23 protein-coding genes are annotated in these 25071 nt (G+C 66.3%); 16 read left to right on the top strand and 7 right to left on the bottom strand.

Annotated features, from left to right (window positions below):
- Positions 1–60: 60 nt before the first annotated feature.
- From WT24_RS20925 to WT24_RS20910, 4 genes are all read left to right on the top strand, one after another.
- Positions 61–1107 (top strand): ABC transporter substrate-binding protein, encoded by a 1047-nt coding sequence (locus WT24_RS20925; protein WP_059501171.1) that lies wholly within the window; start codon positions 61–63, stop codon positions 1105–1107.
- 111 nt (positions 1108–1218) lie between these two features.
- Positions 1219–2475 (top strand): ABC transporter permease, encoded by a 1257-nt coding sequence (locus WT24_RS20920; RefSeq protein WP_060035807.1) that lies wholly within the window; start codon positions 1219–1221, stop codon positions 2473–2475.
- Between the two features lie 37 nt (positions 2476–2512).
- Positions 2513–3349: an ABC transporter permease gene (locus WT24_RS20915; RefSeq protein ID WP_027782591.1), complete on the top strand. Its 837-nt coding sequence runs from the start codon at positions 2513–2515 to the stop codon at positions 3347–3349.
- Between the two features lie 253 nt (positions 3350–3602).
- The gene (locus WT24_RS20910) at positions 3603–5021 is read left to right on the top strand and encodes an MFS transporter (RefSeq protein WP_082742251.1); all 1419 of its coding nucleotides are present in this window, start codon (positions 3603–3605) and stop codon (positions 5019–5021) included.
- A 63-nt stretch (positions 5022–5084) separates the two neighbouring features.
- On the opposite strand, the gene WT24_RS20905 is transcribed toward WT24_RS20910, so the two are convergent.
- Complete coding sequence (locus tag WT24_RS20905; RefSeq protein WP_060035747.1) at positions 5085–6818, bottom strand: protease pro-enzyme activation domain-containing protein; 1734 nt, start codon at positions 6816–6818, stop codon at positions 5085–5087.
- 650 nt (positions 6819–7468) lie between these two features.
- Here WT24_RS20905 and WT24_RS20900 point away from each other — a divergent pair.
- The 3 genes from WT24_RS20900 to WT24_RS20890 are packed head-to-tail and all read left to right on the top strand — an operon-like array spanning position 7469 to position 8651.
- Positions 7469–7792 carry a helix-turn-helix transcriptional regulator gene (locus WT24_RS20900; RefSeq protein WP_059501169.1) on the top strand — a complete coding sequence of 108 codons (324 nt, stop codon included), beginning with the start codon at positions 7469–7471 and terminating at the stop codon, positions 7790–7792.
- Entirely contained in the window at positions 7792–8223 is a 432-nt protein-coding gene (locus WT24_RS20895) for an SRPBCC domain-containing protein (RefSeq protein ID WP_060035746.1), read from the top strand. The genes WT24_RS20900 and WT24_RS20895 overlap by 1 nt, the downstream gene beginning before the upstream one ends.
- Positions 8220–8651, top strand: coding sequence for a DUF1801 domain-containing protein (locus WT24_RS20890; RefSeq protein ID WP_059501167.1), 432 nt, complete (start codon positions 8220–8222; stop codon positions 8649–8651). The genes WT24_RS20895 and WT24_RS20890 overlap by 4 nt, the downstream gene beginning before the upstream one ends.
- Before the next feature lie 133 nt (positions 8652–8784).
- Here the strand turns inward: WT24_RS20890 and acnA are convergent, their stop codons facing one another.
- The 5 genes from acnA to WT24_RS20865 form a co-directional block, all read right to left on the bottom strand.
- Positions 8785–11502 carry an aconitate hydratase AcnA gene (gene acnA / locus WT24_RS20885; RefSeq protein WP_059501166.1) on the bottom strand — a complete coding sequence of 906 codons (2718 nt, stop codon included), beginning with the start codon at positions 11500–11502 and terminating at the stop codon, positions 8785–8787.
- Between the two features lie 48 nt (positions 11503–11550).
- On the bottom strand, positions 11551–13002 hold the full coding sequence (locus WT24_RS20880) for a bifunctional 2-methylcitrate dehydratase/aconitate hydratase (protein ID WP_059501165.1): 1452 nt from the start codon (positions 13000–13002) through the stop codon (positions 11551–11553).
- 22 nt (positions 13003–13024) lie between these two features.
- Positions 13025–13540: a hypothetical protein gene (locus WT24_RS20875; RefSeq protein ID WP_059501164.1), complete on the bottom strand. Its 516-nt coding sequence runs from the start codon at positions 13538–13540 to the stop codon at positions 13025–13027.
- 230 nt (positions 13541–13770) lie between these two features.
- Positions 13771–14778 (bottom strand): CoA ester lyase, encoded by a 1008-nt coding sequence (locus tag WT24_RS20870; RefSeq protein WP_060035745.1) that lies wholly within the window; start codon positions 14776–14778, stop codon positions 13771–13773.
- 183 nt (positions 14779–14961) lie between these two features.
- Positions 14962–15948: a malate dehydrogenase gene (locus WT24_RS20865; protein WP_006487742.1), complete on the bottom strand. Its 987-nt coding sequence runs from the start codon at positions 15946–15948 to the stop codon at positions 14962–14964.
- 288 nt (positions 15949–16236) lie between these two features.
- Between WT24_RS20865 and WT24_RS20860 the strand changes: the two genes are divergently transcribed.
- From WT24_RS20860 to gltA, 7 genes are all read left to right on the top strand, one after another.
- Complete coding sequence (locus tag WT24_RS20860; protein WP_082741959.1) at positions 16237–17061, top strand: GntR family transcriptional regulator; 825 nt, start codon at positions 16237–16239, stop codon at positions 17059–17061.
- A 168-nt stretch (positions 17062–17229) separates the two neighbouring features.
- Complete coding sequence (gene sdhC, locus WT24_RS20855) at positions 17230–17646, top strand: succinate dehydrogenase, cytochrome b556 subunit (RefSeq protein ID WP_034205188.1); 417 nt, start codon at positions 17230–17232, stop codon at positions 17644–17646.
- Positions 17647–17650: 4 nt separating this feature from the next.
- A complete protein-coding gene (gene sdhD, locus WT24_RS20850) occupies positions 17651–18019 on the top strand; it encodes a succinate dehydrogenase, hydrophobic membrane anchor protein (RefSeq protein ID WP_006487767.1) in 369 nt (122 codons plus the stop codon).
- A gap of 3 nt (positions 18020–18022) precedes the next feature.
- On the top strand, positions 18023–19798 hold the full coding sequence (sdhA, locus tag WT24_RS20845) for a succinate dehydrogenase flavoprotein subunit (RefSeq protein ID WP_034205187.1): 1776 nt from the start codon (positions 18023–18025) through the stop codon (positions 19796–19798).
- A 21-nt stretch (positions 19799–19819) separates the two neighbouring features.
- Positions 19820–20521 carry a succinate dehydrogenase iron-sulfur subunit gene (locus tag WT24_RS20840; RefSeq protein WP_006479352.1) on the top strand — a complete coding sequence of 234 codons (702 nt, stop codon included), beginning with the start codon at positions 19820–19822 and terminating at the stop codon, positions 20519–20521.
- Between the two features lie 7 nt (positions 20522–20528).
- Positions 20529–20801 (top strand): succinate dehydrogenase assembly factor 2, encoded by a 273-nt coding sequence (locus WT24_RS20835; RefSeq protein ID WP_034205186.1) that lies wholly within the window; start codon positions 20529–20531, stop codon positions 20799–20801.
- Between the two features lie 54 nt (positions 20802–20855).
- Complete coding sequence (gene gltA / locus WT24_RS20830) at positions 20856–22157, top strand: citrate synthase (RefSeq protein ID WP_034205185.1); 1302 nt, start codon at positions 20856–20858, stop codon at positions 22155–22157.
- Between the two features lie 90 nt (positions 22158–22247).
- Here the strand turns inward: gltA and WT24_RS20825 are convergent, their stop codons facing one another.
- A complete protein-coding gene (locus tag WT24_RS20825) occupies positions 22248–23225 on the bottom strand; it encodes an AraC family transcriptional regulator (RefSeq protein WP_060035805.1) in 978 nt (325 codons plus the stop codon).
- Between the two features lie 71 nt (positions 23226–23296).
- Here WT24_RS20825 and WT24_RS20820 point away from each other — a divergent pair, with 71 nt between their 5' ends.
- Positions 23297–23686, top strand: a complete 390-nt coding sequence (locus WT24_RS20820) for a VOC family protein (RefSeq protein ID WP_060035744.1) — start codon at positions 23297–23299, stop codon at positions 23684–23686.
- Positions 23687–23796: 110 nt separating this feature from the next.
- Positions 23797–25047, top strand: coding sequence for a DUF1479 domain-containing protein (locus tag WT24_RS20815; protein WP_060035743.1), 1251 nt, complete (start codon positions 23797–23799; stop codon positions 25045–25047).
- The last annotated feature ends 24 nt before the right edge of the window (positions 25048–25071 follow it).

Below are 25071 nucleotides of genomic sequence, written 5' to 3'. Positions count from 1 at the left end.
TTTCCGCAGCACGTCGTCAACAACAAAGCCCACTTCCACCACGAGAGGAGAGGAACCATCATGAAACGAGCAAGCTTCACCGCGCGCCGCACGGCGCTCGCGCTGGCACTGGCCGCGTTCGGCGCATCGGCCACGGCTGCCGAGCTCACGGTCGTCAACTTCGGCGGCGCGAACGGCGACGCGCAGAAGGTCGCATTCAACCAGCCGTTCGAGAAGGCGACCGGCAACAAGGTCACGGCCGTCGAATACAACGGCGAGCAGGCGAAGGTGAAGGCGATGGTCGAGGCGAAGCACGTCAACTGGGACGTGGTCGAAGTCGAATCGGGCGACCTGAACCGCGGCTGCGACGAAGGGCTGTACGAGAAGCTCGACTGGTCGAAGATCGCGAAGAAATCCGACCTGATCCCGGAATCGCCGCAGGTGTGCGGCGTCGGCTTCTTCGTGTGGTCGACGGCGCTGTCGTACAACGCGGACAAGCTGAAGTCGGCGCCGACCGGGTGGGCCGACTTCTGGAACGTGAAGAAATTCCCCGGCAAGCGCGGGATGCGCAAGGGCGCGCGCTACAACCTCGAATTCGCGCTGATGGCCGACGGCGTCGCGACGAAGGACGTCTACAAGGTGCTCGGCACGAAGGCCGGCCAGGATCGCGCGTTCAAGAAGCTCGACGAGCTGAAGCCGTACATCCAGTGGTGGGAAGCGGGTGCGCAGCCGCCGCAGTTCCTCGTCGCCGGCGACGTCGTGATGTCGACCGCGTACAACGGCCGCATCGACGCCGCGCAGAAGGAAGGCAAGAACCTGAAGGTCGTGTGGAACGGCAGCATCTACGACCTCGACTACTGGGCGATTCCGAAGGGCTCGCCGAACAAGGCGCTCGCCGAGCAGTACATCGCGTACACGCTGACGCCGAAGCCGCAGCAGGCGTATGCGCAGCACATCGCGTACGGCCCGGCGAACATCGCCGCGATCAAGTCGCTCGACGCGAAGACGCTCGCGAACCTGCCGAACTCGCCGGCCAACGGCAAGAACGCGGTGCTGGAGGACATCGGCTTCTGGACCGACCACAGCGACGAGCTCGAACAGCGCTTCGCCGCGTGGGCAACGAAGTAACCGGTCAGGCATCCTCACGGGTGTCGCGATGCAACCGGCCGCGCGACGCGTCGATCGCGTCGCGCGGCATTCCGCCGGAACGTGCCCGGCCGGAGAGAACCGTTGAATACGATGACGATCGCGCCTTCCTCGCCGTCGACCGCCGCGCTCAAGCGCGAGCTGAAGGCCGCCGAGGCCCGCAAGCGCACGATGGCGCTGCTGCTGGTGGCGCCGCTCGCGATTTTCCTGCTGCTGATTTTCGTCGTGCCGATCGGCACGCTGCTCACGCGCGCGGTGCAGAACCCGGAGATCGCGACCGCCTTGCCGAACACGGTCGCCGCGTTGTCGGGCTGGGACCGCAAGACGCCGCCGGCGGACGCCGCGTATGTCGCGCTCGCGGCCGACATGACCAAGGTGGCCGACAGCGAGGCGATGGGCGCGCTCGCACGGCGGCTGAACACCGAGATTCCCGGCTATCGCTCGCTCGTCGCGAAGACGGCGCGTGCGATGCCGCTGAAGGGCGACGGCGACGCGGCGCCGACGCCTGCGCAGGCGCGCGCCAAGCTGATCGACCTCGATGCGCGTTGGGGCGAGCTCGCGTACTGGCAGGCGATCGCGAAGAACGGCAGCCAGGTGTCGCCGTTCTACCTGCTCGCGGCGCTCGATCACAAGCAGGATGGCTTCGGCCGCATCGTGCAGGCCGATCCCGACCAGTCGATCTACCTCGCGATCTTCGGCCGCACGTTCGTGATCGGCATCGCCGTCACGCTGTTCGCGCTGCTGCTCGGCTATCCGCTCGCATACTGGATCTCGACGCTGTCGGAGCGGCGCGCGAACCTCGCGATGATTCTCGTGCTGATTCCGTTCTGGACCTCGGTGCTCGTGCGCGTCGCCGCATGGATCGTGCTGCTGCAGAGCGAAGGGCTCGTCAACAAGGCGCTGCTCGGCAGCGGGCTGATCTCGCATCCGCTGACGCTGCTGTTCAACCGCGTCGGCGTGTACATCTCGATGACGCACATCCTGCTGCCGTTCATGATCCTGCCGCTCTACAGCGTGATGAAGTCGATTCCACCGACCTACCAGCGCGCGGCCGTGTCGCTCGGCAGCCACCCGTTTGCCGCGTTCTGGCGCGTGTACGTGCCGCAGACCTATCCGGGCGTCGGCGCGGGCGCGCTGCTCGTCTTCATCCTCGCGATCGGCTACTACATCACGCCCGCGCTGCTCGGCGGGCCGAACGACCAGATGGTCAGCTACTACGTCGCGTACTTCACGAACGTGACGATCAACTGGGGCATGGCGTGCGCGCTCGGCGGGCTGCTGCTCGCGGCGACGCTCGTGCTGTACGCGGTGTACGGGCGCTTCACGCGCACCAACGTGAGCCTCGGCTGAGCGCCGGGCACTGGAAAACGGGAAGGGGATGCCCACCATGAAACTCGCCAGGCCGCTGTTCGCGCCGCACATGTCGTTCGTCGAGCGCGCGTGGTACGTCGCGTTGCGCGTGCTCGTCGTGCTGACGCTGCTGTACCTGATCCTGCCGGTGCTCGCGATCGTGCCGCTGTCGTTCTCGTCGAGCACGTTCCTCGTCTATCCGATTCCGGGTTTCTCCACGCGCTGGTACGAGAACCTGATCGCATCGGACGAGTGGCGGATGGCCGCGAAGAACAGCTTCATCGTCGCGCCGTCGGCGACCGTCGTTGCGACCGTGCTCGGCACGCTCGCGGCCATCGGCCTGACGAAGGCCGACTTCCGCGGCAAGGGGCTGCTGATGGCCGTGCTGCTGTCGCCGATGATCGTGCCGGTCGTCGTGGTCGGTGTCGGCATGTACCTGTTCTTCGCGCCGCTCGGGCTCGCGAATACGTACACGGGGCTGATCGCCGCGCACGCGGCGCTCGGCGTGCCGTTCGTCGTGACGACGGTGGCCGCGACGCTGCAGGGCTTCAACCAGAATCTCGTGCGCGCGAGCCTGTCGCTCGGCGCGAATCCGGTCACGACGTTCTTCCGCGTGACGCTGCCGGTGATCGCGCCGGGCGTGATGTCGGGCGCGCTGTTCGCATTCGCGACGTCGTTCGACGAAGTGGTCGTCACGCTGTTCCTCGCGGGCGCTGACCAGACGACGCTGCCGCGCCAGATGTTTACGGGCATTCGCGAGAACATCAGCCCGACGATCGCCGCGCTCGCGACGATCCTGATCGTCTTCTCGACGAGCCTGCTGCTCGCGCTCGAATGGCTGCGCGGCCGCAATGCGCGGCGTGCGGTGTCGTAAATAGCGGCGCCGGCCGCCCCGTTCGGCGGGCCGTAAGGCCGCCGATCGTTGCGTCTTCAACGATGCCGCGCACCCGGCGCGGCGTGGCGAAGCTTTCATTTTGCCGACTGACGAGGCGGCCGCCTGCACGTTCGATGCGGCTCTGCAACAATACGGCTCGCGGCGCCGCGCGCTCCGTTGCCGTTGCACGGAGGATGCGGTGCCGCGCCGCTCAATCCGCGACGCTGCGCGTCGCTCGTCAGCCGAGCCCATCTTGTCCGAATTCGCTTCCCCCGCCGGCGCGCATGAGCCGGCCGTCAACTGGCGCGCGATGTCCGCCGTGCTGCTGGCCGTCGCGCTCGCGACGCTCGACACCGCGATCGCGAACACCGCGCTGCCCGCCATCGCGGCCGACCTGCATGCGTCGCCGGCCGCGTCCGTGTGGATCATCAACGCCTATCAGCTCGCGATGGTCGCGACGCTGCTGCCGTTCGCGTCGCTCGGCGACATCGTCGGCCACAAGCGCGTGTATGTCGCCGGGCTGGCGGTGTTCACGCTGGCGTCGCTCGGGTGTTCGCTCGCGTCGACGCTGCCGACGCTGACGGCCGCGCGCATCGTGCAGGGCTTCGGCGCGAGCGCGATCATGAGCGTCAACGTCGCGCTGATCCGTGGCCTGTTTCCCGCGCATCGGCTCGGGCGCGGCGTCGGTTTCAACGCGCTCGTCGTCGGCGTGTCGTTCGCGGTGGGGCCGACGATCGCGTCGCTGATCCTGTCGGTGGCCGCGTGGCCGTGGCTGTTCGCGGTGAACGTGCCGCTCGGCGTGTGCGCGCTCGCCGTGGCGATTCCGTCGCTGCCGCAGACGGCGCGCGGCAAGCATGCGTTCGATCCGGTTGCGGCGCTGTTCAACGTGATCACGTTCGCGTCGCTGATCTTCGCGCTCGGCGAATTCGCGCAGCGCGGGCCGCTGACGGTCGTGTTCGCGGCGGCTGCGATAGCCTTCTCGTTCGGCTGGCTGCTGATCCGCCGCCAGGCCGGGCATCCGGCGCCGATGCTGCCGGTCGACCTGTTCCGTCGGCCCGTGTTCACGCTGTCCGCGCTGACCGCCGTGTGCGCGTTCGCCGCGCAGGGGCTCGCATTCGTGTCGCTGCCGTTCTATTTCGAAACCGTCCTGCATCGCAACGCGGTCGAAACGGGGTTCCTGATGACGCCGTGGTCGGCGATCGTCGCGCTCGCCGCGCCGATCGCGGGGCGGCTGTCGGATCGTTATCCGCCCGGGCTGCTCGGTGCGATCGGGCTGGCGTTGCTGAGTGCGGGCATGGTGTCGCTCGCCGCGCTGCCGGTGTCGCCGGGCGTCGTCGATATCGGCTGGCGGATGATGCTGTGCGGCGCGGGCTTCGGCTTCTTCCAGTCGCCGAACCTGAAAGCGCTGATGTCGAGCGCGCCGCCCGAGCGCAGCGGCGGCGCGAGCGGGATCATCGCGACCGCGCGGCTGATCGGGCAGGCGACGGGCGCGGCGCTGGTTGCACTGTCGTTCGGGATCGCGGGGCGCCACGGGCCGACGCTTGCGTTGATGCTCGGGGCGGGCTTTGCGGGCGCGGCGAGCGTCGCGAGCGGGCTGCGGCTGTTCGCGCCGTCGCATCGGGCCGGCGCACCGGTCGTGTCGGAGCGCGTAAAGGAACCGGCGACGGAGTAGGGCACGGCACGATCCAAGCCGGCGCCCGGCAACCATCGCCGCGCGCCGGTCTTCATGCATCGCTCAGAACCCGCCGGACTTGATCAGCTGGTTGAGGTTCGCGATGTTCAGGCTGCCGAAGCCGGTCGTCGGATCCCAGCCGGTGCCTGCGTTGTAGCCGTACCCCTGATAGCCGTTGTTCCCCGACACGACGTCATAGCGCACGAGCGACGGGTTCGCCGGAATGTCCGCGTAGAAGTTGCCGGCAGGGAAGCCGAGGCCCGTGCCGTTCGCCGCGAGCAGCCGCGCCCAGAAGCCCGTGAAGATCGGCGCGGCGAGGCTCGTGCCGCCGATCTGCTGCAACTGGCCGTAGTTGTAAATGTACGCGCCCGTGCTCTGCGCGGCGTCGAACGACACGTCCGGCAGTTGACGGTTGCTGCCCGACTGCCACGCCGGCGCCGGCAGGACCGTGCTGACGCCCCCGCCCGTCGCCCACAGCTTGCCGTTCGAATCGAGCCCTTCGTTCCACACCGTCTCCTTCGAGAACGCGCCGGCCGACGTCGTGTAGAGCGTCGTGCCGCCGATCGCGAGCACGTGCGGCGACGAAGCCGGCCACGACACCGTGTAGTTCGCGCCGTCCGGGTAGCCGCGGTTGTTGCACTCGTACACGCCTTCGTCGCCGGACGATACCGAGAACGTCTGGCCCTGCGCGGCCGCCGTCGTGAAGATCTGTTCCTCGGCGTCGAGCGTGCCGTCCGCGTTCGCATCGGTTTCGCACCAGCCGAGCGAGACGTTGATCACCTTCGCGGTGTTGTCCGACACCGCACGGTTGAACGCCTGCGTGAGGCCCGTGTTGCCGGCGGCGTTGAGGTCCGCCATGTAGAACACCAGCTTGCCGACCTGGCCGCCGGCCGAGCCGACGATCGACTGGCTGTCGAGATCCCATTCGCCCTGGCCGTCCTGGTCGTCGGTGTAGCTGCCGCCCGTGCCGTTGGTCTTGACGGTCTGCGTCGCGACCGTGCCGTAGCCGTTGCTCGACGTGAACTGCTTCAGGTCCTGCAGCGTCTGCGATACGCCGCCGATCGTGATGATGCCGACGGTCACGCCGGCCGCGGTCGGCACGCCGGTCGCGTTGTAGAGGCCCGGGAATTCCTTCGGGTAGTGGCCCGTCGCCGTGCCGGCCGCGAGCGTTTGCGGCTTCGCCACGTTGCCGACGCGCAGCATCGGCCGCGCACGCGCGACACTTTGCAGCCCGAGCACCGAGCCGACGACGTCGCCGAGTGCACGCGGCACCTGCGCGGTCGACGTGTTGGCGAAGCCCGAGCGGCCCGCGTACTGGAAGTGCACGAGCGACGTGTTGAACGCGGTCTTCACCGTGCCAGCCGTGCCGTGCGCGGAAACCAGCAGCCGGTTCGGCGCGACTTCGACGTTCACGAAGCCGCTCTTGTGCAGATAGTCGACGACCGACTTCACCTGCGCGTCGGTCGGCGCGTAGTTCGCGAGGAACTGCTCGTGCGTCAGGTACTGGCGGTAATGCGCGCTGCCGGGCCGGTTCACGTCGCGCGCCAGTTGCTTGAGCTGGGCGGCGTTGCGCAGCTTCAGGCTGACGACGATGTCGGTCGTCTCGCCGGCCGCGAGTTCGAGCGACGGCGCCGCACTGCGCGCCATCAACTGCGGGCCGGTCAGAAAGGCCTTCGTATGGGTATCGACCCAATCCGTCGCCGCGTGCGCCGCCGCGGCGGCGAACACGAGCGGTGCCACGCACGCAAGGCGGCGGGGCGACGGAAGGGGAAGGGCAAACCAGGCGTTCCTTTTCATCGGGAGTCCTTTTTTAGGAGAGGCGACGTTACTGGAACCCCCGGCCCTTGTGGGGCCGCGAGCGGTGACGAGCGTAGGGCGTCGGTGCCGTTCGGGTAGCTGCCAGTTTCCATAGCTGTCAGTTCTGACAACGGGGGCGCATGAGTGCATGCGCGGCGCCGTGCGCGCCGGGAGTGGCGGCGCCGGTGAGCGGAACCGGTTCGCGGTGCGAAGGCGTGGCAACGCGCGTCGCTCCCGCGCACGCGTCGCTCGTTGCAGCATCGGAATGTGCGCGGTCGTGGACGGGCGCGCCGCGCGGATGCATGGCGTTTGCGTGTCAATGGCTGCACGTCGGATCGCACTATGTGGTCATTGGAAGCGACTCGTCAGGAACCGATTCGCGCAGGGATGTGAACGGAGCCGGCCGACCCCGAACGTTTCCCGAACTGTGGAACGGCGCATCGGCCAGTCTTGCAGGCGGCTTTCGGATCGCACGTCGTAATCGTGAATTAGAGGAAAGACTCGAATTCGGCGTCGGCTCGAGCCGGTGCGGCGCACGTGGCGGTCGTGCAGAGATCGATCCGCGTGGTGCGCGAAATTGCGCCTTGACGTATGCCGATCAGCGGATATCCTTCGATTCATAACCGATCGGTTATGAATCGAAGGACGACATGCAAACTGCTCAGGACACGCTTTTCAGAACGCTTGCCGATCCCACGCGCCGCGCGCTTTTCGAGCGGCTGTGCGCGGAGGGGGAACTGACGGTTGCCGCGCTGACGGCCCATGCGGGCGTCTCGCAGCCGGCCGTGTCGAAACACCTTGGCGTACTGAAGCAGGCCGGGCTCGTGAACGACCGTCACGAAGGCCGGCAGACGCACTACAGCGCGCAGCCGAAAGCGCTGGCCCCGTTGATCGACTGGACGAGCCAGATGGCAGGCTTCTGGCAGAGCCGGTTCGATGCCCTCGAAGATCTGCTCAAAAGGATGGATCAGTAATGAACCAAGCCACTACCGAAACGCGCTCCGTCGTCGTCGACCGGGAACTGCCCCATCCGCCGGAGAAAATCTGGCGCGCGCTCACGCAACCGCACCTGATCGAGGTGTGGCTCATGAAGAGCGACTTCGAGCCCGTCGCGGGCCATGCCTTCCATTTCCGCGCGGACTGGGGCTCGGTCGACTGCACGGTCCTCACGATCGAGCCGCATCGCACGCTGTCTTATACGTGGGCGGCGCACGGGCTCGACAGCATCGTGACGTGGACGCTCACGCCGACGCCGGCCGGCACGCACCTGCGCATGGAGCAGGTCGGCTTCCGCCCCGACCAGGAGCAGGCGTACCGCGGCGCGCAGTACGGCTGGGTACGGTTCTTCGACTCGCTCGCACAGGTGCTGTCGCGTCCCGACGAAGGCACGGAGGCCCGCGCATGAGTGCACCGGACCTCACGCCGTCGGCGCGCATCGATGCGCTGATCGCGGGCATCGCCGACTGGCGCGGCAAGACCTTGGCCGACGTGCGCCAGACGATCCTCGCGGCGCAAGCGGGCATCGTCGAGGAATGGAAATGGATGGGCAGCCCCGTCTGGTCGTGCGACGGGACGATCGCGGTCGCGAACGCGCACAAGGGCAAGGTGAAAGTGACGTTCATGCACGGCGCGCAGCTCCCCGATCCGGACAAGCTGTTCAACGACGGCCTCGACGGCAATGCGCGACGCGCGATCGATCTGTTCGAAGGCGACAAGCTCGACAAGCGGGCGTTGAAGAATCTCGTGCGCGCGGCGATCGAATACAACCGCACGCACCTGAAGAAGAACGCGCGAGGCTCGGGCGCGAAGGCGCGCGCAGACAAGGCGGCTTAAGGCACTTAAGGGCGCGTAAAGCCGCGTACAGCCACGTAAAGCACGGGCGAAAAAAAGCCCGACACGAGGTCGGGCATCCAAATCGGCCGCAACCGCCCGCGAGGCGGCTGCGGTGCCTGCAACGGCTGCGCGCTTACGCTGCGAGCAGCGAGCGCAGCACGAACGGCAGGATCCCGCCGTGCTTGTAGTAGTCGACTTCGATCGGCGTATCGATGCGCAGCAGCACCGGCACGCGCTGGGTTTCGCCGTTCTTGCGATGGATCACGAGCGTGACGTCCTGCTGCGGCTTGAAGTCGTCGCCGAGGCCTTCGATGTCGTACGTCTCTTCGCCGGTGATGCCGAGCGACTGGACGCTGTCCGCGCCCTTGAACTGCAGCGGCAGCACGCCCATGCCGACCAGGTTCGAGCGGTGGATGCGCTCGAAGCTGCGCGCGATCACGGCCTTCACGCCGAGCAACTGCGTGCCCTTCGCGGCCCAGTCGCGCGACGAGCCCGTGCCGTACTCCTCGCCCGCGAACACGACGGTCGGCGTGCCGGCGTCGACGTACTTCATCGCTGCGTCGTAGATCGACAGCTGTTCGCCGCTCGGCTGGTGGATCGTCAGGCCGCCCTCGACGCGCGTGCCGTCGGCCTTCGCCGGGATCATCAGGTTCTTGATCCGGACGTTCGCGAACGTGCCGCGCATCATCACGTCGTGGTTGCCGCGGCGCGAGCCGTAGCTGTTGAAGTCGGCCTTCTGCACGCCGTTTTCCTTCAGCCACTTGCCGGCCGGCGAATCTTCCTTGATCGAGCCTGCCGGGCTGATGTGGTCGGTCGTGACCGAGTCGCCGAAGATGCCGAGCGCACGCGCGCCCTTGACCGTCGGAATCGATGCAGCCGGCTCCATCGAGAAGTCGTTGCCGAAGAACGGCGGCTCGGCGATGTAGGTCGACTTCGGCCAGTCGTAGACTTCGCCCGATTCGCCCTCGATCTTGCTCCAGAGGTCGCCCTTCTTGGTCAGCTTCGAGTAGTTGTCCTCGAACTTCTTCGGATCGAGCGCGAACTTGAGCAGCGCGTGGATTTCGTCGCTCGTCGGCCAGATGTCGCCGAGGTAGATGTCGCGGCCGCCCTTGCCCTTGCCGACCGGCTCGGTCATCAGGTCGCGCGTGATGTTGCCGGCGATCGCGTACGCGACGACGAGCGGCGGCGACGCGAGGAAGTTCGCGCGGATGTTCGGGTGAATGCGCGCTTCGAAGTTACGGTTGCCCGACAGCACGGCCGCCGCGACGATGTCGTTCTTCGTGATCGCTTCGTTCAGTTCCGGCGTCAGGTCGCCCGCGTTGCCGATACAGGTCGTGCAGCCATAGGCCGCGACTTCGAAGCCGAGCTTCGACAGGTAGGGCAGCAGGCCCGTCTTCGTCAGGTATTCGGTGACGATGCGCGATCCTGGCGCGAGCGAGGTCTTGATCTTCGGATCGACCGTGAGGCCGGCCTCGACCGCCTTCTTCGCGAGCAGGCCGGCAGCCAGCAGCACGCTCGGGTTCGACGTGTTCGTGCACGACGTGATCGCGGCGATCAGCACGTCGCCGTTCTTCACGTCGACGCCGTTGCTCGTCGTGTACTGCGTGTTCAGGTCTTCCGCCTTCTTCGCGAAGCCGTTCTCCGCGACCGGCTTCGAGAACAGGTCGGTGAACGTCGACTTGACGTTGCCGATCTCGATGCGGTCCTGCGGGCGCTTCGGGCCGGCCAGCGACGGGGCAACCGTCGCCAGGTCGAGCGTCACCGTCTTCGTGTAGTCGATGTCGCCGGCCTTCGGGATGCCGAACAGGTTCTGCGCCTTGAAGTAGTTTTCGAACGCGGCGATCTCGGCCTTCGTGCGGCCCGTGCCTTCGAAGTACTCGATCGTCTTTTCGTCGACCGGGAAGAAGCCCATCGTCGCGCCGTATTCCGGCGCCATGTTGCCGATCGTCGCGCGGTCCGGCAGCGACAGCGACTGCGTGCCTTCGCCGAAGAATTCGACGAACTTGCCGACGACCTTCTCCTTGCGCAGCATTTCGGTGATCGTCAGCACCAGGTCGGTGGCCGTCACGCCTTCGCGCAGCCTGCCCTTGAGCTCGACGCCGACCACGTCCGGCGTCAGGAAATACACCGGCTGGCCGAGCATGCCGGCTTCCGCCTCGATGCCGCCCACGCCCCAGCCGACCACGCCGATGCCGTTGATCATCGTCGTGTGGCTGTCCGTGCCGACGAGGGTGTCCGGGTAGTACACGGTATCGGCGCCGTCGGTCTTCTTGTGGACGCCGCGCGCGAGATATTCGAGGTTCACCTGGTGCACGATGCCGACGCCCGGCGGCACGACCTTGAACGTGTCGAACGCCTGCATGCCCCACTTCATGAACTGGTAGCGCTCGTTGTTGCGCTGGAATTCCAGCTTCATGTTCAGGTCGAGCGCGTCCTTCTGGCGGAAGTAGTCGATCTGGACCGAGTGATCGACGACGAGATCGACCGGCACCAGCGGCTCGATCTTCTTCGGGTTCTTGCCCGTGCGCTCGGCGACGCCGCGCATGGCCGCGATGTCGGCCAGCAGCGGCACGCCCGTGAAGTCCTGCAGCACGACGCGCGACACGACGAACGGAATCTCGTCGACACGTTTCGCGGTCGGCTTCCAGTTCGCGAGCTGCTCGATGTGCTCTTCGGTGATCTTCTTGCCGTCGTAGTTGCGCAGCACGGACTCGAGCACGATGCGGATCGACACCGGCAGGCGCTCGATCTTCGTCTTCAGTTCCTTGCCGAGTTGCGGCAGCGAGTAGAACTTGCCTTTGCCGGAACCGCTGTCGAATTCCTTGAGGGTCTTGTGGAGATTGTGGGCCATGGTGATTTTCCTGGGTTTGAGGCTAGGAAACAACGTGTCCTGTGGGGGCTATATCACATACAAGTCGACGTACTCATCGACCGGCATCGCGTCGAGCTTTGCCTGGTCCAGCGACACGTCGAGAATCGCTTGTTGCTGCTTGGCCGGGAAGCGGCGGGCGAGGTTGGTGCGGAATTTGTCGACCAGCAGCGGGATGCCGTCCGCACGGCGCCGCCGATGGCCGAGCGGGTACTCGACCGCCACTTCGGCAAGCTTCGATCCGTCCGTGAACTCGATCGTCAGCGCATTTGCGATCGATCGCTTGTCCGGATCGTGATAATCCTTCGTGAACTGCGGATCCTCGACGCACACGGTCTTCGCACGCAGCGCGTCGATGCGCGGGTCGGCCGCGGCCGCGTCTTCGTAGTCGGCCGCGGTCAGCCGGCCGAACAGCAGCGGCACGGCGACCATGTACTGGATGCAGTGGTCGCGGTCGGCCGGATTGGCGAGCGGGCCTTGCTTGTCGATGATGCGGATGGCGGCCGCATGCGTGCGGATCGTGATCCGCGCGATGTCGTCGGTCGTGCGGCCCGCCGCGGCGAGCTGCGCGTGCAGTTGCAGCGCGGCCTCGGCGGCCGTCTGCGCATGGAATTCGGCGGGAAACGCAATCTTGAACAGCACGTTTTCCATCACGTACGTGCCGTACGGGCGCTGGAAGCGGAACGGCTTGCCGTCGAACAGCACGTCGTAGAAGCCCCAGGTCTTGGCGGTGAGCGCCGACGGATAGCCCATTTCACCCGTTTTCGCGATCAGCGCGAGGCGCACCGCGCGGGACGTGGCGTCGCCGGCCGCCCAGGATTTGCGCGAACCGGTGTTCGGCGCATGGCGGTAGGTACGCAGCGCGTGCCCGTCGACGAACGCATGGGAGACCGCGTTGATCAGCTCGTCGCGCGTGAGCCCGAGCAGCCGGCCGACGACGGCCGTCGACGCGACCTTCACGAGCAGCACGTGGTCGAGCCCGACCGCGTTGAACGCGTTCTCGAGCGCGAGGCAGCCCTGGATCTCGTGGGCCTGGATCATCGCGACCAGCACGTCGCGCATCGTGAGCGGCTTCCGGCCGGCCGCGCGGGCCGTGCGGGAGAGCCAGTCGGCCGTCGCCAGGATTCCGCCGAGGTTGTCGGACGGATGACCCCATTCGGCGGCGAGCCAGGTGTCGTTGAAGTCCAGCCAGCGGATCATCGCGCCGATGCCGAACGCGGCCTGGACGGGATCGAGCTGGAAGGACGTGCCGGGCACCTTCGCGCCGTTCGGTACGATCGTGCCGGGCACGACCGGGCCGAGCAGCTTGGTGCAGGCAGGGTAGGACAGCGCCTCGAGTCCGCATCCGAGCGTGTCGATCAGGCAATGACGCGCCGTCTCCAGCGCGAGCGCGCTGTCGATGCCGGGGTTCAGCACGTAGTCGACGATGTCGACGAGTACCGTATCCGGAGCAGGGCGGGCGTTGGAGACCGGGGCGGACATCGAGGGGCCGGGAGGAACGTACTTAGTTCGTTGCCGGCTTCAGTTCGTTCGCCTGCGTCGGCGCTGCGCCGCCTTGTGCCATTTCCGGCGTGACGCATTCGTCAGCGAGGCGCTCGCCGCCGTTTGCGTCGGAGAACAGCATCGCCTTGCTCGGGATCACGACCAGCTTGAAGCCGGCTGCCGGATCGTAGAACGTGTCGGCGCCCGTCGTCGTGGCCTGACGCGGCAGCTTGTAGTTCTTCTTCGCCCAGTGAACCGTGACGACCTGGTCGCGCTTCATGTCGCCGGCGAGGTCGAACGACAGACCTTCCTTGCAGGACCACTTGACCGCGCCGTCCGGTACCGGATCGACCTTGGCGGCCGCGCGTGCCTGCGCCTTCTTGCTGCGCGGGATGATGCGCTTGGCCGGCGCCGGGCGCTTGGCCGTGGCCTTCTTCGCGGTCGTGGTGGCCGTACCCTGGGCAAACGCGCTCGGAGCCGACACCAGCATCGTGGCGGACAAGGCGCCGATGGCGGTAGCGATCAGGAGTTTCTTCATGGAGTCAGAACCTTTCGATAATCAGTTGACAAGGGCCGGCAATCGAAACCGCCGGCCGGTTTGAAACTGCACGCGCCCCGAAAGCGCGCAGCGGCCGCTATTTTCACCTATTTGGCCGCGCATACATCAGGTTTTCGGGCTCCGTTACGTTTTTTGTCGTTTCGCAAACGTCTATCCGGTTCGCGAAACCGCGAATGCATGAAACTCGTGTATCGGCCGGCGGCGCACACTCAACGCGCGGCGCCTGCGGCGGCCGGCCCGAACAGCGGCGCGGCCTCGTCCGGTACGGGCTGGCCGGTGGCCCGCGCGCGGCGCAGCACCGACCAGTAATAACGATAACTCGCGCGATCGTGCAGCGTATCACCGTGGCGCGTCGGGCCCCAGTCGGTGGCCTGCGCGGCCAGCAGGATCTCGGCGGCCAGCGTGACTTCGTCGGTGCGCGGTGCGAACGCGTCGACGATCGGGCGGATCTGCGCGGGGTGGATGCTCCACATCCGCGTGAATGCGAATTCGTCGCGCGCGCGGCGTGCGTCGCCGGCGACGACGCCCATGTCGCGCACCTCGGTCGTCACGTTGTGCGACGGCGTCTTGCCGTGCGCGTGACAGGCCGAGGCGATTTCCAGCTTCGCGCGGCGTACGAGCGGATGGTCGAACTGGCCGGGCGAGCGCATCGCGGAATCGGGGATCGCGCCGTGGTGCGCGGAGACGAAATCCATCAGCCCGAAGCTCAGCGTGCCGACCGTCGGCAGCGCGGCGAGGGCGGCCGCCTGCGCGAGCGCGCCGTGCGTCTCGACCAGCACGTCGACCGCGATCGGCTGCGCGATGCCGAGCTCGCGGCGCGTGCCTTCGATGAACGCGGTCATTTCGGCCGCGTCGGCGGCGTTCGCGACCTTCGGCAGCGTGATGTAGGCGGGTACGCGGGATGCGCGCAGCACGATGCGCACGTCGTCGCGCCAGTGCGGGTGGGAAAAGTCGTGGATGCGGACGCCGACGCGGCCGAAGCGGTTCTCGGCGCTGCCGAGCAGATCGGCGACGAGCGCCGCGTGCGCGGCTTCCTGGCCGACGGCCGCGCCATCCTCGCAGTCGAACGTGACGTCGAACACGGGGCCCAGTTCGGCCTGTAGTGCGAGCGACTTGCGCATCAGCTTCTCGCTGCCCGCGTAGTGATCGCAGCAGGGCAGGATCGCGGGCGGTGACGCCCCGTCGTACAGCACTTGTGCAGGAGTGAGCGCGGCCATCTCGTCTACGTCAGGGAAGCGGGTCAACGTGGAGAAAATCGGATTCGGGCAGGTTCTGGGCCGGCGCGCGGCGGGCGCGGGCGGCAAAACGTGCGCGGATCGGATCGATCGGCAGGGCCGGCGGCGTGCCGGCCCGTGCCGAAGCCGGGCGCCCCGAAGGCCGCCCGGCGCGATGCGTGAGGCTTAATTCTTCAGCAGGTGGGCGACGCCGTCGCGCTCTTCGAGCAGCTCGGCCAGCGTGCCGTCCATCTTCTCGCGCGAGAACGCGTCGATTTCCAGGCCTTCGACACGCTTGTACTCGCCGTTTTCGCAGGTGACCGGCACGCCGTAGATGATGTCTTCGGGGATGCCGTACGAGCCGTCCGACGGGATGCCCATCGTGACCCACTTGCCGTTCGTGCCGAGCACCCAGTCACGGACGTGGTCGATCGCCGCGTTGGCTGCCGACGCGGCCGACGACAGGCCGCGCGCTTCGATGATCGCGGCGCCGCGCTTGCCGACGGTCGGGATGAACGTGTCGCGGTTCCACACGTCGTCGTTGATCAGCTTCAGCAGCGATTCGCCTTCGGCGGTCGCGAAGCGGAAGTCGGGGTACATCGTCGGCGAGTGGTTGCCCCACACGGCGAGCTTCTCGATCGACGCGACCGGCTTGCCCGACTTGGCGGCGAGCTGCGACAGCGCGCGGTTGTGGTCGAGGCGCAGCATGGCCGTGAAGTTCTTCTTCGGCAGATCCGGCGCCGACTTCATCGCGATGTACGCGTTCGTGTTCGCCGGGTTGCCGACGACCAGCACCTTCACGTCGCGGCTGGCGACTTCGTTCAGCGCAGCGCCCTGAACCGTGAAGATCTCGGCGTTCGCCGACAGCAGGTCCTTGCGCTCCATGCCCTTCGAGCGCGGACGTGCACCGACCAGCAGCGCGACGTCTGCATCCTTGAATGCCACCTTCGGATCGTCGGTGATCACGACGCCCGCGAGCAGCGGGAACGCGCAGTCGTCGAGTTCCATCACGACGCCTTTGACGGCGGCTTGGGCTTGCGGGAGGTCGAGCAGTTGCAGGATGACCGGCTGATCCTTGCCGAGCAGGTCGCCGTTCGCGATGCGGAACAGCAGGGAGTAAGCGATTTGACCTGCGGCGCCGGTGACGGCAACGCGCTTTGCGGGCTTAGCCATTGAAAATCTCCAGGACGGGTGAAGCGTTGGACGCGAGCGAAAACGCCATTCTATGCGCGTTGTGCGTAGCGTTGCATTGAAGCAGGGCGGAGGACTCGCGATGGCGGACGCGGTGAACCTGGAGACGGCCGAGGCACGTAGCCGGGGACGCGCTGTTGCACCCGCGAACCCTTGCTCGACCGGGAGTGTAGGAGCCGTCACGCGCAAAGTCAAACGGTATCATATGTCTTATATAAGACAGATGTTTTGCGGAAATTGAGTGGACGAAAAAGTGCGGTTTGTGATGAAATGCGCGCCATGACATCGAACCAGGCGAACACCGCGAATCAGACCGGCGCAGGCGGCCCAGGGCAGCCGGGCGCGGGCGATCCCGCAGCCTCGCCCGCGGCGTCCGCGTCGCCGACGTTCAGCCCGTTATACCAGCAGATCAAGTCACTGATCACGCAAAGTCTCGAATCCGGCGAATGGAAGCCCGGTGAGATCATCCCCAGCGAAGTGGAGCTCGCGGCCCGCTACAAGGTCAGCCAGGGCACCGTGCGCAAGGCGATCGACGAGCTGGCCGCCGAGAACCTCGTGGTCCGGCGGCAGGGCAAGGGCACTTTTGTTGCAACGCACAACGAGGATCGCGCGCAATTCCGCTTCCTGCGTCTGCTGGCCGACGACGGCGCCGAGCACCCGCACGTGAGCCGTCTGCTCGAATGCCGGCGCCTGCGCGCGCCGGCCGAGATCGCGCGGCAGCTCGACCTGAAGCCCGCCGATCCGGTCGTGCAGGTGCGCCGCCTGCTGGAATTCGACGGCGAAGTGACGGTGCTCGACGAGATCTGGCTGCCGGGCGCGATGTTCCGCGGGCTCACGTTCGAGCGGTTGAGCGAGTACAAGGGGCCGCTCTACGCGATGTTCGAGACGGAGTTCGGTACGCGGATGATCCGCGCGACGGAGAAGATCCGCGCGGTGGCGGCGGATCCGGCGGTGGCCGACCTGCTGCACGTGCCGGCGGGCTTCCCGCTGCTGTCGGTCGAGCGCGTGTCCTATACGTACGGGGACCGGCCGGTGGAGGTGCGTCGCGGCTGGTATGTCACAACCGGGTACTACTATCAGAATGACTTGAGCTGACGACGTTCGGCTCAGCCGCGTGCATTCGCGTTTCCCACGCTCGCGAAGCACGTTTCGGGCCGCCTTTGTTCTTGTTCGCGCAATTATCCAGAGCAGACTTTCGCTGCAGCGCGATATAAAAAGGCGCTAAAATCGCGGATTAGTGTGACAACATAGTAGGGGTCTAGCATGACTGACGCAGTAAGAAAGCCGAGGCCGGAATACCGGAACATCGGAATCGGCGACATCACGTTGAAATATCGCATGCCGCTGGCGGCGACATTGTCGATTCTCCATCGTATCAGCGGCGCGCTGCTGTTCCTGTTCCTGCCGTTCCTGCTGTTCCTCTTCGACCAGAGCCTCACCTCCGAGCTCAGCTTCGAAGTCTTCAAGGCTTTCCTCTCCAACATCGTCGTCAAGCTGATCGTCCTCGCGTTGTCGTGGGCCTTCTTCCACCATTTCTGCGCCGGCATTCGCCACCTGCTGATGGACGTCAACCACGACGCCGTCTCGAAGGAAGGCGGCAAGCGGACGGCCGTCGTCGTCTTTGTCGTCTCGATCGCGCTGACGATCGCCATGGCACTCAAACTGTTCGGAGCATTCTAAGAAAATGGCAGCCAATAACCGAATCGGCTCGAAGCGCCTCGTCGTCGGCGCACACTACGGCCTGCGCGACTGGCTCGCGCAGCGCGTCACCGCCACGATCATGGCGGTCTACACGGTCATTCTGCTCGTCCTCTTCTTCGGCGCGCACGATTTCTCGTACGAAGGCTGGGCATCGATCTTCGCCGCGCAATGGATGAAGCTCGCGACCTTCGTGATGCTGCTCTCCCTCTTCTACCACGCATGGGTCGGCGTGCGCGACATCTGGATGGACTACGTGAAGCCCGTCGGTGTGCGCCTGCTGCTGCAATCGCTGACCATCGTCTGGCTGCTCGCATGTGCGGGCTATGCCGCGCAGATTCTCTGGAGAGTGTAAAGAATGGCTGCAATCAAAACTTCCCTCCCGCGCCGCAAGTTCGACGTCGTGATCGTCGGCGCAGGCGGCTCCGGCTTGCGCGCAGCGCTGCAACTGTCGCGCGCGGGCCTGTCGGTCGGCGTGCTGTCGAAGGTGTTCCCGACGCGTTCGCACACGGTCGCCGCGCAAGGCGGCATCGGTGCGTCGCTCGGCAACATGAGCGAAGACAACTGGCACTTCCACTTCTACGACACGATCAAGGGCTCCGACTGGCTCGGCGACCAGGACGCGATCGAATTCATGTGCCGTGAAGCGCCGAACGTCGTGTACGAGCTCGAGCACTTCGGCATGCCGTTCGACCGCAACGCGGACGGCACGATCTACCAGCGCCCGTTCGGCGGCCACACCGCGAACTACGGCGAGAAGCCGGTCCAGCGCGCTTGCGCGGCCGCCGACCGTACCGGTCACGCGCTGCTGCACACGCTGTACCAGCAGAACGTCGAGGCGAAGACGCAGTTCTTCGTCGAATGGATGGCGCTCGACCTGATCCGCGACGCGGACGGCGACGTGCTCGGCGTGACGGCGCTCGAAATGGAGACGGGCGACGTCTACATCATGGAAGGCAAGACGACGCTGTTCGCGACGGGCGGCGCAGGTCGGATCTTCGCGGCATCGACGAACGCGTTCATCAACACCGGCGACGGCCTCGGCATGGCCGCGCGCTCGGGCATCGCGCTGCAGGACATGGAGTTCTGGCAGTTCCACCCGACCGGCGTGGCCGGCGCGGGCGTGCTGATCACCGAAGGCGTGCGCGGCGAGGGCGGCATCCTGCGCAACTCGAACGGCGAGCGCTTCATGGAGCGCTATGCGCCGACGCTGAAGGATCTGGCGCCGCGTGACTTCGTGTCGCGTTCGATGGACCAGGAAATCAAGGAAGGCCGCGGCGTCGGTCCGAACAAGGATCACGTGCTGCTCGACCTGTCGCACATCGGCGCCGAGACGATCATGAAGCGTCTGCCGTCGATCCGCGAAATCGCGCTGAAATTCGCGAACGTCGACTGCATCAAGGAACCGATCCCGGTCGTCCCGACGATCCACTACCAGATGGGCGGCATCCCGACCAACATCCACGGTCAGGTCGTCGGCACGTCGCGCGATCACAAGGAACCGGTCAACGGCTTCTACGCAGTGGGCGAATGCTCGTGCGTGTCCGTGCACGGCGCGAACCGCCTCGGCACGAACTCGCTGCTGGACCTCGTGGTGTTCGGCCGTGCGGCCGGCAACCACATCGTCGAGCACGTGAAGAACCAGAAGGAACACAAGCCGCTGCCGGCCGACGCAGGCGAATTCTCGCTGGCGCGCCTGGCGAAGCTCGACAAGTCGACGTCGGGCGAATACACGCAGGACGTCGCGAACGACATCCGCTCGACGATGCAGAAGCACGCAGGCGTGTTCCGCACGTCGGAACTGCTGAAGGAAGGCGTCGACCAGATGGCCGGCCTGAAGGCGCGCGTGGAAAACATCCACCTGAAGGACAAGTCGAAGGTGTTCAACACCGCGCGCGTCGAAGCGCTCGAGCTGGAGAACCTGATCGAAGTCGCCCGCGCGACGATGGTGTCGGCGGAAGCACGCAAGGAAAGCCGCGGCGCGCACGCGCACAGCGACTACGAACACCGCGACGACGAGAACTGGCTGCGCCACACGCTGTGGTACAGCGAAGGCGATCGCCTCGACTACAAGCCGGTACAAATGAAGCCGCTGACGGTCGAATCCGTGCCGCCGAAGCCGCGCACGTTCTAAGCCGAGTCAAAGGAATCCGAAATGGCAAAACGCATTTTTGAAGTCTACCGCTACGATCCGGACAAGGACGCGGCGCCGCGCATGCAGACGTACGAGCTCGAGATCCAGCATGAACGCATGCTGCTCGACGCACTGGTCAAGCTGAAGGCCCTGGACGAGACGCTGTCGTTCCGCCGTTCCTGCCGCGAAGGCGTGTGCGGCTCGGACGCGATGAACATCAACGGCAAGAACGGTCTCGCGTGCCTGACGAACCTGAACGACCTGCCGCAGAAGATCGTGCTGCGCCCGCTACCGGGCCTGCCCGTCGTGCGCGACCTGATCGTCGACATGACGCACTTCTTCAACCAGTACCACTCGATCAAGCCGTACCTGATCAACGACGCACCGCCGCCGGAGAAGGAACGCCTGCAGTCGCCGGAAGAGCGCGACGAGCTCGACGGCGTGTACGAGTGCATTCTGTGCGCGAGCTGCTCGACGTCGTGCCCGAGCTTCTGGTGGAACCCGGACAAGTTCGTCGGCCCGGCCGGCCTGCTGCAGGCTTACCGCTTCATCGCGGACAGCCGCGACACGGCCACCGGCGAGCGTCTCGACAATCTGGAAGACCCGTACCGTCTGTTCCGTTGCCACACGATCATGAACTGCGTCGACGTCTGCCCGAAGGGCCTGAACCCGACGAAGGCGATCGGCAAGATCAAGGAACTGATGGTTCGCCGCGCGGTTTAAGGTTGAGATGAGCGACGATTCGCATCAATCCGACCCGCACCGCCGTGCGCGCCTTCGCTGGCGCGCGCGGCGGGGTCTGCTGGAGAACGACATCGTGTTCGAGCGTTTCTTCGGCAGATACGAGCATGACCTCACCGATGCAGACGTAGGCGCGTTGTCGCGCCTGCTCGATCTGAGCGACAACGACCTGATGGACTTGCTCCTCGCGCGCAAGGAACCAGAAGGCGACCTAGACAGCCCGGATGTTCACCGGCTGTTGGAGATGCTGCGCAACGTGTAATCACGTTCCGCCCGTTATCGAATCCCGTTTCTTTATTTCGATTGAGGATGTGCCATGACTCCGTCTGATGTTAAAGCCACGCTATCGTTCAGCGACAACTCGCCGAGCGTCGAACTGCCGATCTACAAGGGCACGATGGGCCCGGACGTGATCGACATCCGCAAGCTGTACGGCCAGACCGGCAAGTTCACGTACGACCCGGGCTTCATGTCGACGGCTTCGTGCAATTCGGCGATCACGTACATCGACGGCGACAAGGGCGAACTGCTGTATCGCGGCTACCCGATCGACAACCTCGCGCAGAACGCTGACTTCCTCGAAAGCTGCTACCTGCTGCTGAAGGGCGAACTGCCGAACGCCGCGCAGAAGAAGGAATTCGTCGACACCGTCACGAAGCACACGATGGTGCACGAGCAGATGCACTTCTTCTTCCGCGGCTTCCGTCGCGACGCGCACCCGATGGCGGTGCTGGTGGCGGCCGTCGGCGCGCTGTCGGCGTTCTATCACGACTCGCTCGACATCAACGATCCGCGTCACCGCGAAGTGTCGGCAATCCGCATGATCGCGAAGCTGCCGACGCTCGTCGCGATGGCGTACAAGTTCAGCATCGGCCAGCCGTTCGTCTATCCGAAGAACGAACTGTCGTACAGCGCGAACTTCATGCACATGATGTTCTCGAACCCGTGCGAAGAGTACAAGGTCAACGACGTGCTGGTCCGCGCGCTCGACCGTATCCTGATTCTGCACGCCGATCACGAGCAGAACGCATCGACGTCGACGGTCCGCCTGGCCGGTTCGTCGGGCGCGAACCCGTTCGCGTGTATCGCGGCCGGTATCGCCTGTCTGTGGGGCCCGGCGCACGGCGGTGCGAACGAAGCCGCGCTGAACATGCTCGAGCAGATCGGTTCGCCGGACAACATTCCCGAATTCATCAAGCAGGTGAAGGACAAGAATTCGGGCGTGAAGCTGATGGGCTTCGGTCACCGCGTGTACAAGAACTACGACCCGCGTGCGAAGCTGATGCGCGAAACGTGCTACGAAGTGCTGAACGAACTGGGCCTGCACGACGACCCGCTGTTCAAGCTCGCGATGCAGCTCGAGAAGATCGCGCTGGAAGACGAATACTTCGTGTCGCGCAAGCTGTACCCGAACGTCGACTTCTACTCGGGCATCGTCCAGCGCGCGCTGGGTATCCCGACGTCGATGTTTACGTGTATCTTCGCGATGGCACGCACGGTCGGCTGGATCGCACAGTGGAACGAAATGATTGCCGATCCGGAACAGAAGATCGGCCGTCCGCGCCAGTTGTTCATCGGCGACACGCCGCGCGAAGCGAAGCCGCTCAACGCACGTTAAACCGTGTGCGACGCGAACGGCCGGCAGGCCGCTCGCGTCGGGCAATCGCAACGCCACGACACCCCGACGGGTCAGCCCGTCGGGGTGTTTTCATTTGCGCGGCCGACGTTGGCCCGATCCGGCGTGGCGCTCCAGCGACGGCGGCCGTGTGTCGAGTGCGGGCGCATCGTCGTCGGGTGCGTGGCCGTGCTGCTTGAAGAACTGCCGGTACGCGCCGGGCGTCGTGCCGCGCGCGGCGAGGAACTGGCGATTGAAGTTCGCGGCGTTCGGAATGCCGCAGCGCGCGGCCACCGTCGCGATCGGCCAGTCGGTGCCGACGAGATGGCGACAGGCGTGCGCGAGCCGCAGCCGTTGCACGTAGCGGCCGACACTTTCGCCGAGGTGCCGGACGAACAGCCGTTGCAGCGTGCGTTCGGACAGGTGCGCGACAGCGGCGAGTGCGTCGATGCGCAGCGGTTCGTGGAAATGCCGGTCGATCGCGTCGAGCACGCGATCGAGGCGTTCGGCTTCGGGCGCGGCCGGATCGGCCGGCGATGGCGCACCGTCGCGCTGGCCGTACGCGTGCGCGGTGGCGAGCGGTTCGCCGCCGGCTTCCGCGAGATCGGCAAGCGTGTCGAGCGTGGCCGCGAGCCTCGCGCGCGGCGACGGATCGAGCAACAGCGGCAGGCGCGCGCGCATCGCGCGGGCCGTCTCCACGTCGAAGCGCAGGCCCGGCGCCGCGCGCCGCAGCAGCGAGCGCAGCGGCGCGTATTCGGCGCAGCAGTCGGCCAGCCGCCGCACCCAGTCGCCGTCGAACCAGACGACGAGCGCGACCTCGGGCGCGTCGCGATCGATGCGCGCGTTCGACGACCACGTATGCGGCAGGTTGGGCGGCACGAGCACGAGATCGTCGTCCGCGTAGCGCGCGACATGATCGCCGATGAAGCGCCGGCCGCGGCTGTTGAGCGTCAGCGTCAGCTCGTATTCGGGGTGGCGATGCCACTCGAACGGAATGCGCGCGAGCTGACGGTGATAGACGCGGATCGAACAGCCGGGTGCGAACGTCACGTGTTCGTATTGCGGTTTCATCGCGGCCTCCGGCAGGGGCGGGCAGCGCATCGTGGCATGATCGTGAGCGATCGTCACCACGGAGCGATGCCATGTTTTCACATGTTTGCGTGGGCGTCGGCGATACGGCGCGCGCCTACGACTTCTACGCGCCGCTGTTCGCTGAACTCGGCCTGCGCCTGAAATTCCGCGAACCGGACGGCTGGTCGGGCTGGATGCCGGCCGACGCCGAGCGGCCGCTGTTCTTCTTCGGCAAGCCGCTCGATGGCCGGCCGCCCGAACCGGGCAATGGCCACACGATCGCGTTCGATGCGCCGACCCGTGCCCACGTCGATCGCTGTCACGCGCTCGCGCTGCGACAGGGCGGCGTCTGCGAAGGGCCGCCGGGCCTGCGGCCGCACTATCACCGCGACTACTACGGCGCCTATTTCCGCGACCCGGACGGCAACAAGCTCTGCGTGGCCTGCCATCGTCGCGAGTGACGCACGATTGTCAGGATTGTATCGATCATTGGCCGGATAGTGGTGATGGCGACCCTGGGCCGACCGTACGCTGACAGCACATCACGACACGCTTCAGCGAGGAGACGACGATGCAACTGACGATTGACGATCTGCCGGCCGCGATCCGCGCGGCCAAACGGGCGCTGCGCGCCGATTTGCCCGGTTATGCGGCCACGTTCCGCGAGCTGGAAGGCGATATCGCACGGCAGGTCGACGCGATCCGCCGCGCGCACGCACATGGCCGCGACGTGATTCCGGCGGTGCCGTTCGCGGATATCGCTGACGGAAAGGTGGATCCGCGGGCGATTGCCGCGATTCGCACGCATGGCGCGGTCGTGATCCGCGGCGTGTTCGATGTCCGGCAGGCGCGCGACTGGAACGACGAAATCGGCGCGTATCTGGACGCGAACCGTTTCGCCGACCGGTTGCACGCGCGCGCGGAAGACCGCTATTTCGGCAACCTCGCGTCGGGCAAGCCGCAGATCTACGGCGTTTATTGGTCGAAGCCGCAGGTCGCCGCGCGCCAGTCGCCGGCACTCACGCAGGCGCGAGTGTTCCTGAATCGCCTGTGGCGGCATGCGGACGGCGCACGTACGCATTTCGATCCCGACCAGGTGCCCGCCTATGCGGACCGGATTCGCCGCCGGCCGCCCGGCTCGACGTCGCTCGGGCTGTCGCCGCATGTCGACGGCGGTTCCGTCGAGCGCTGGCTCGGCGCGAATTTTCGCCAGGTCTATCGTCACGTGCTGGCCGGCCGCTGGCGCGATTACGATCCGTTCGATGCGGCGTTCCGTCCCGACGTCGAGGAGATTCCGTCGCCGGCCGTATGCTCGATGTTTCGCACGTTCCAGGGCTGGACCGCGCTGACGCCGCAGGGGCCCGGCGACGGCACGCTGCAGCTGATCCCGATCGCGAACGCGATGGCCTATGTCGTGCTGCGTGCGCTGCAGGACGACGTCGCCGACGACGACCTGTGCGGCGCACGTCCCGGCCGCGCGCTGTCGATCCGGCCCGAATGGCATGCGCTGCTGCTCGACGCGCTGGTACCGATCCCGCACATGGCGCCGGGCGACGCGGTGTTCTGGCACGGCGATGTCGTGCATGCGGTCGAGGATGCGCATCGCGGCAGCGGCGACAGCAACGTGATGTACATCGCCGCCGCGCCCGGCTGCGCGAAAAACGATGCGTACCTGCAACGCCAGCGCTCCGCGTTCCTGCGTGGCGACAGTCCGCCCGATTTCCCGGCCGATCATTTCGAGGTCGAATTCGACGGGCGCGCGGGGGAGGGCGAGTTGACGGCGCTCGGCCGTGCGCAGATGGGATTCGAGCCCGGCGCGTAACGCGCGTGCGGCAGGCGAAACGGC

Origin of the sequence: Burkholderia sp. MSMB1078WGS (assembly GCF_001528895.1) — a bacterium.
GTDB lineage: Bacteria > Pseudomonadota > Gammaproteobacteria > Burkholderiales > Burkholderiaceae > Burkholderia.
The sequence above is the reverse complement of the archived record's forward strand: the minus strand, read 5'-3'. Positions and strand labels throughout refer to the sequence as shown.

Bases quoted from the DNA above. Each gene is read 5' to 3' on its own strand.
- WT24_RS20925 (WP_059501171.1), top strand. From the start codon at position 61: ATGAAACGAGCAAGCTTCACCGCGCGCCGCACGGCGCTCGCGCTGGCA.
- WT24_RS20920 (WP_060035807.1), top strand. From the start codon at position 1,219: ATGACGATCGCGCCTTCCTCGCCGTCGACCGCCGCGCTCAAGCGCGAG.
- WT24_RS20915 (WP_027782591.1), top strand. From the start codon at position 2,513: ATGAAACTCGCCAGGCCGCTGTTCGCGCCGCACATGTCGTTCGTCGAG.
- WT24_RS20905 (WP_060035747.1), bottom strand. From the start codon at position 6,818: ATGAAAAGGAACGCCTGGTTTGCCCTTCCCCTTCCGTCGCCCCGCCGC.
- WT24_RS20900 (WP_059501169.1), top strand. From the start codon at position 7,469: ATGCAAACTGCTCAGGACACGCTTTTCAGAACGCTTGCCGATCCCACG.
- WT24_RS20895 (WP_060035746.1), top strand. From the start codon at position 7,792: ATGAACCAAGCCACTACCGAAACGCGCTCCGTCGTCGTCGACCGGGAA.
- WT24_RS20890 (WP_059501167.1), top strand. From the start codon at position 8,220: ATGAGTGCACCGGACCTCACGCCGTCGGCGCGCATCGATGCGCTGATC.
- acnA (WP_059501166.1), bottom strand. From the start codon at position 11,502: ATGGCCCACAATCTCCACAAGACCCTCAAGGAATTCGACAGCGGTTCC.
- WT24_RS20880 (WP_059501165.1), bottom strand. From the start codon at position 13,002: ATGTCCGCCCCGGTCTCCAACGCCCGCCCTGCTCCGGATACGGTACTC.
- WT24_RS20875 (WP_059501164.1), bottom strand. From the start codon at position 13,540: ATGAAGAAACTCCTGATCGCTACCGCCATCGGCGCCTTGTCCGCCACG.
- WT24_RS20870 (WP_060035745.1), bottom strand. From the start codon at position 14,778: ATGGCCGCGCTCACTCCTGCACAAGTGCTGTACGACGGGGCGTCACCG.
- WT24_RS20865 (WP_006487742.1), bottom strand. From the start codon at position 15,948: ATGGCTAAGCCCGCAAAGCGCGTTGCCGTCACCGGCGCCGCAGGTCAA.
- WT24_RS20860 (WP_082741959.1), top strand. From the start codon at position 16,237: ATGCGCGCCATGACATCGAACCAGGCGAACACCGCGAATCAGACCGGC.
- sdhC (WP_034205188.1), top strand. From the start codon at position 17,230: ATGACTGACGCAGTAAGAAAGCCGAGGCCGGAATACCGGAACATCGGA.
- sdhD (WP_006487767.1), top strand. From the start codon at position 17,651: ATGGCAGCCAATAACCGAATCGGCTCGAAGCGCCTCGTCGTCGGCGCA.
- sdhA (WP_034205187.1), top strand. From the start codon at position 18,023: ATGGCTGCAATCAAAACTTCCCTCCCGCGCCGCAAGTTCGACGTCGTG.
- WT24_RS20840 (WP_006479352.1), top strand. From the start codon at position 19,820: ATGGCAAAACGCATTTTTGAAGTCTACCGCTACGATCCGGACAAGGAC.
- WT24_RS20835 (WP_034205186.1), top strand. From the start codon at position 20,529: ATGAGCGACGATTCGCATCAATCCGACCCGCACCGCCGTGCGCGCCTT.
- gltA (WP_034205185.1), top strand. From the start codon at position 20,856: ATGACTCCGTCTGATGTTAAAGCCACGCTATCGTTCAGCGACAACTCG.
- WT24_RS20825 (WP_060035805.1), bottom strand. From the start codon at position 23,225: ATGAAACCGCAATACGAACACGTGACGTTCGCACCCGGCTGTTCGATC.
- WT24_RS20820 (WP_060035744.1), top strand. From the start codon at position 23,297: ATGTTTTCACATGTTTGCGTGGGCGTCGGCGATACGGCGCGCGCCTAC.
- WT24_RS20815 (WP_060035743.1), top strand. From the start codon at position 23,797: ATGCAACTGACGATTGACGATCTGCCGGCCGCGATCCGCGCGGCCAAA.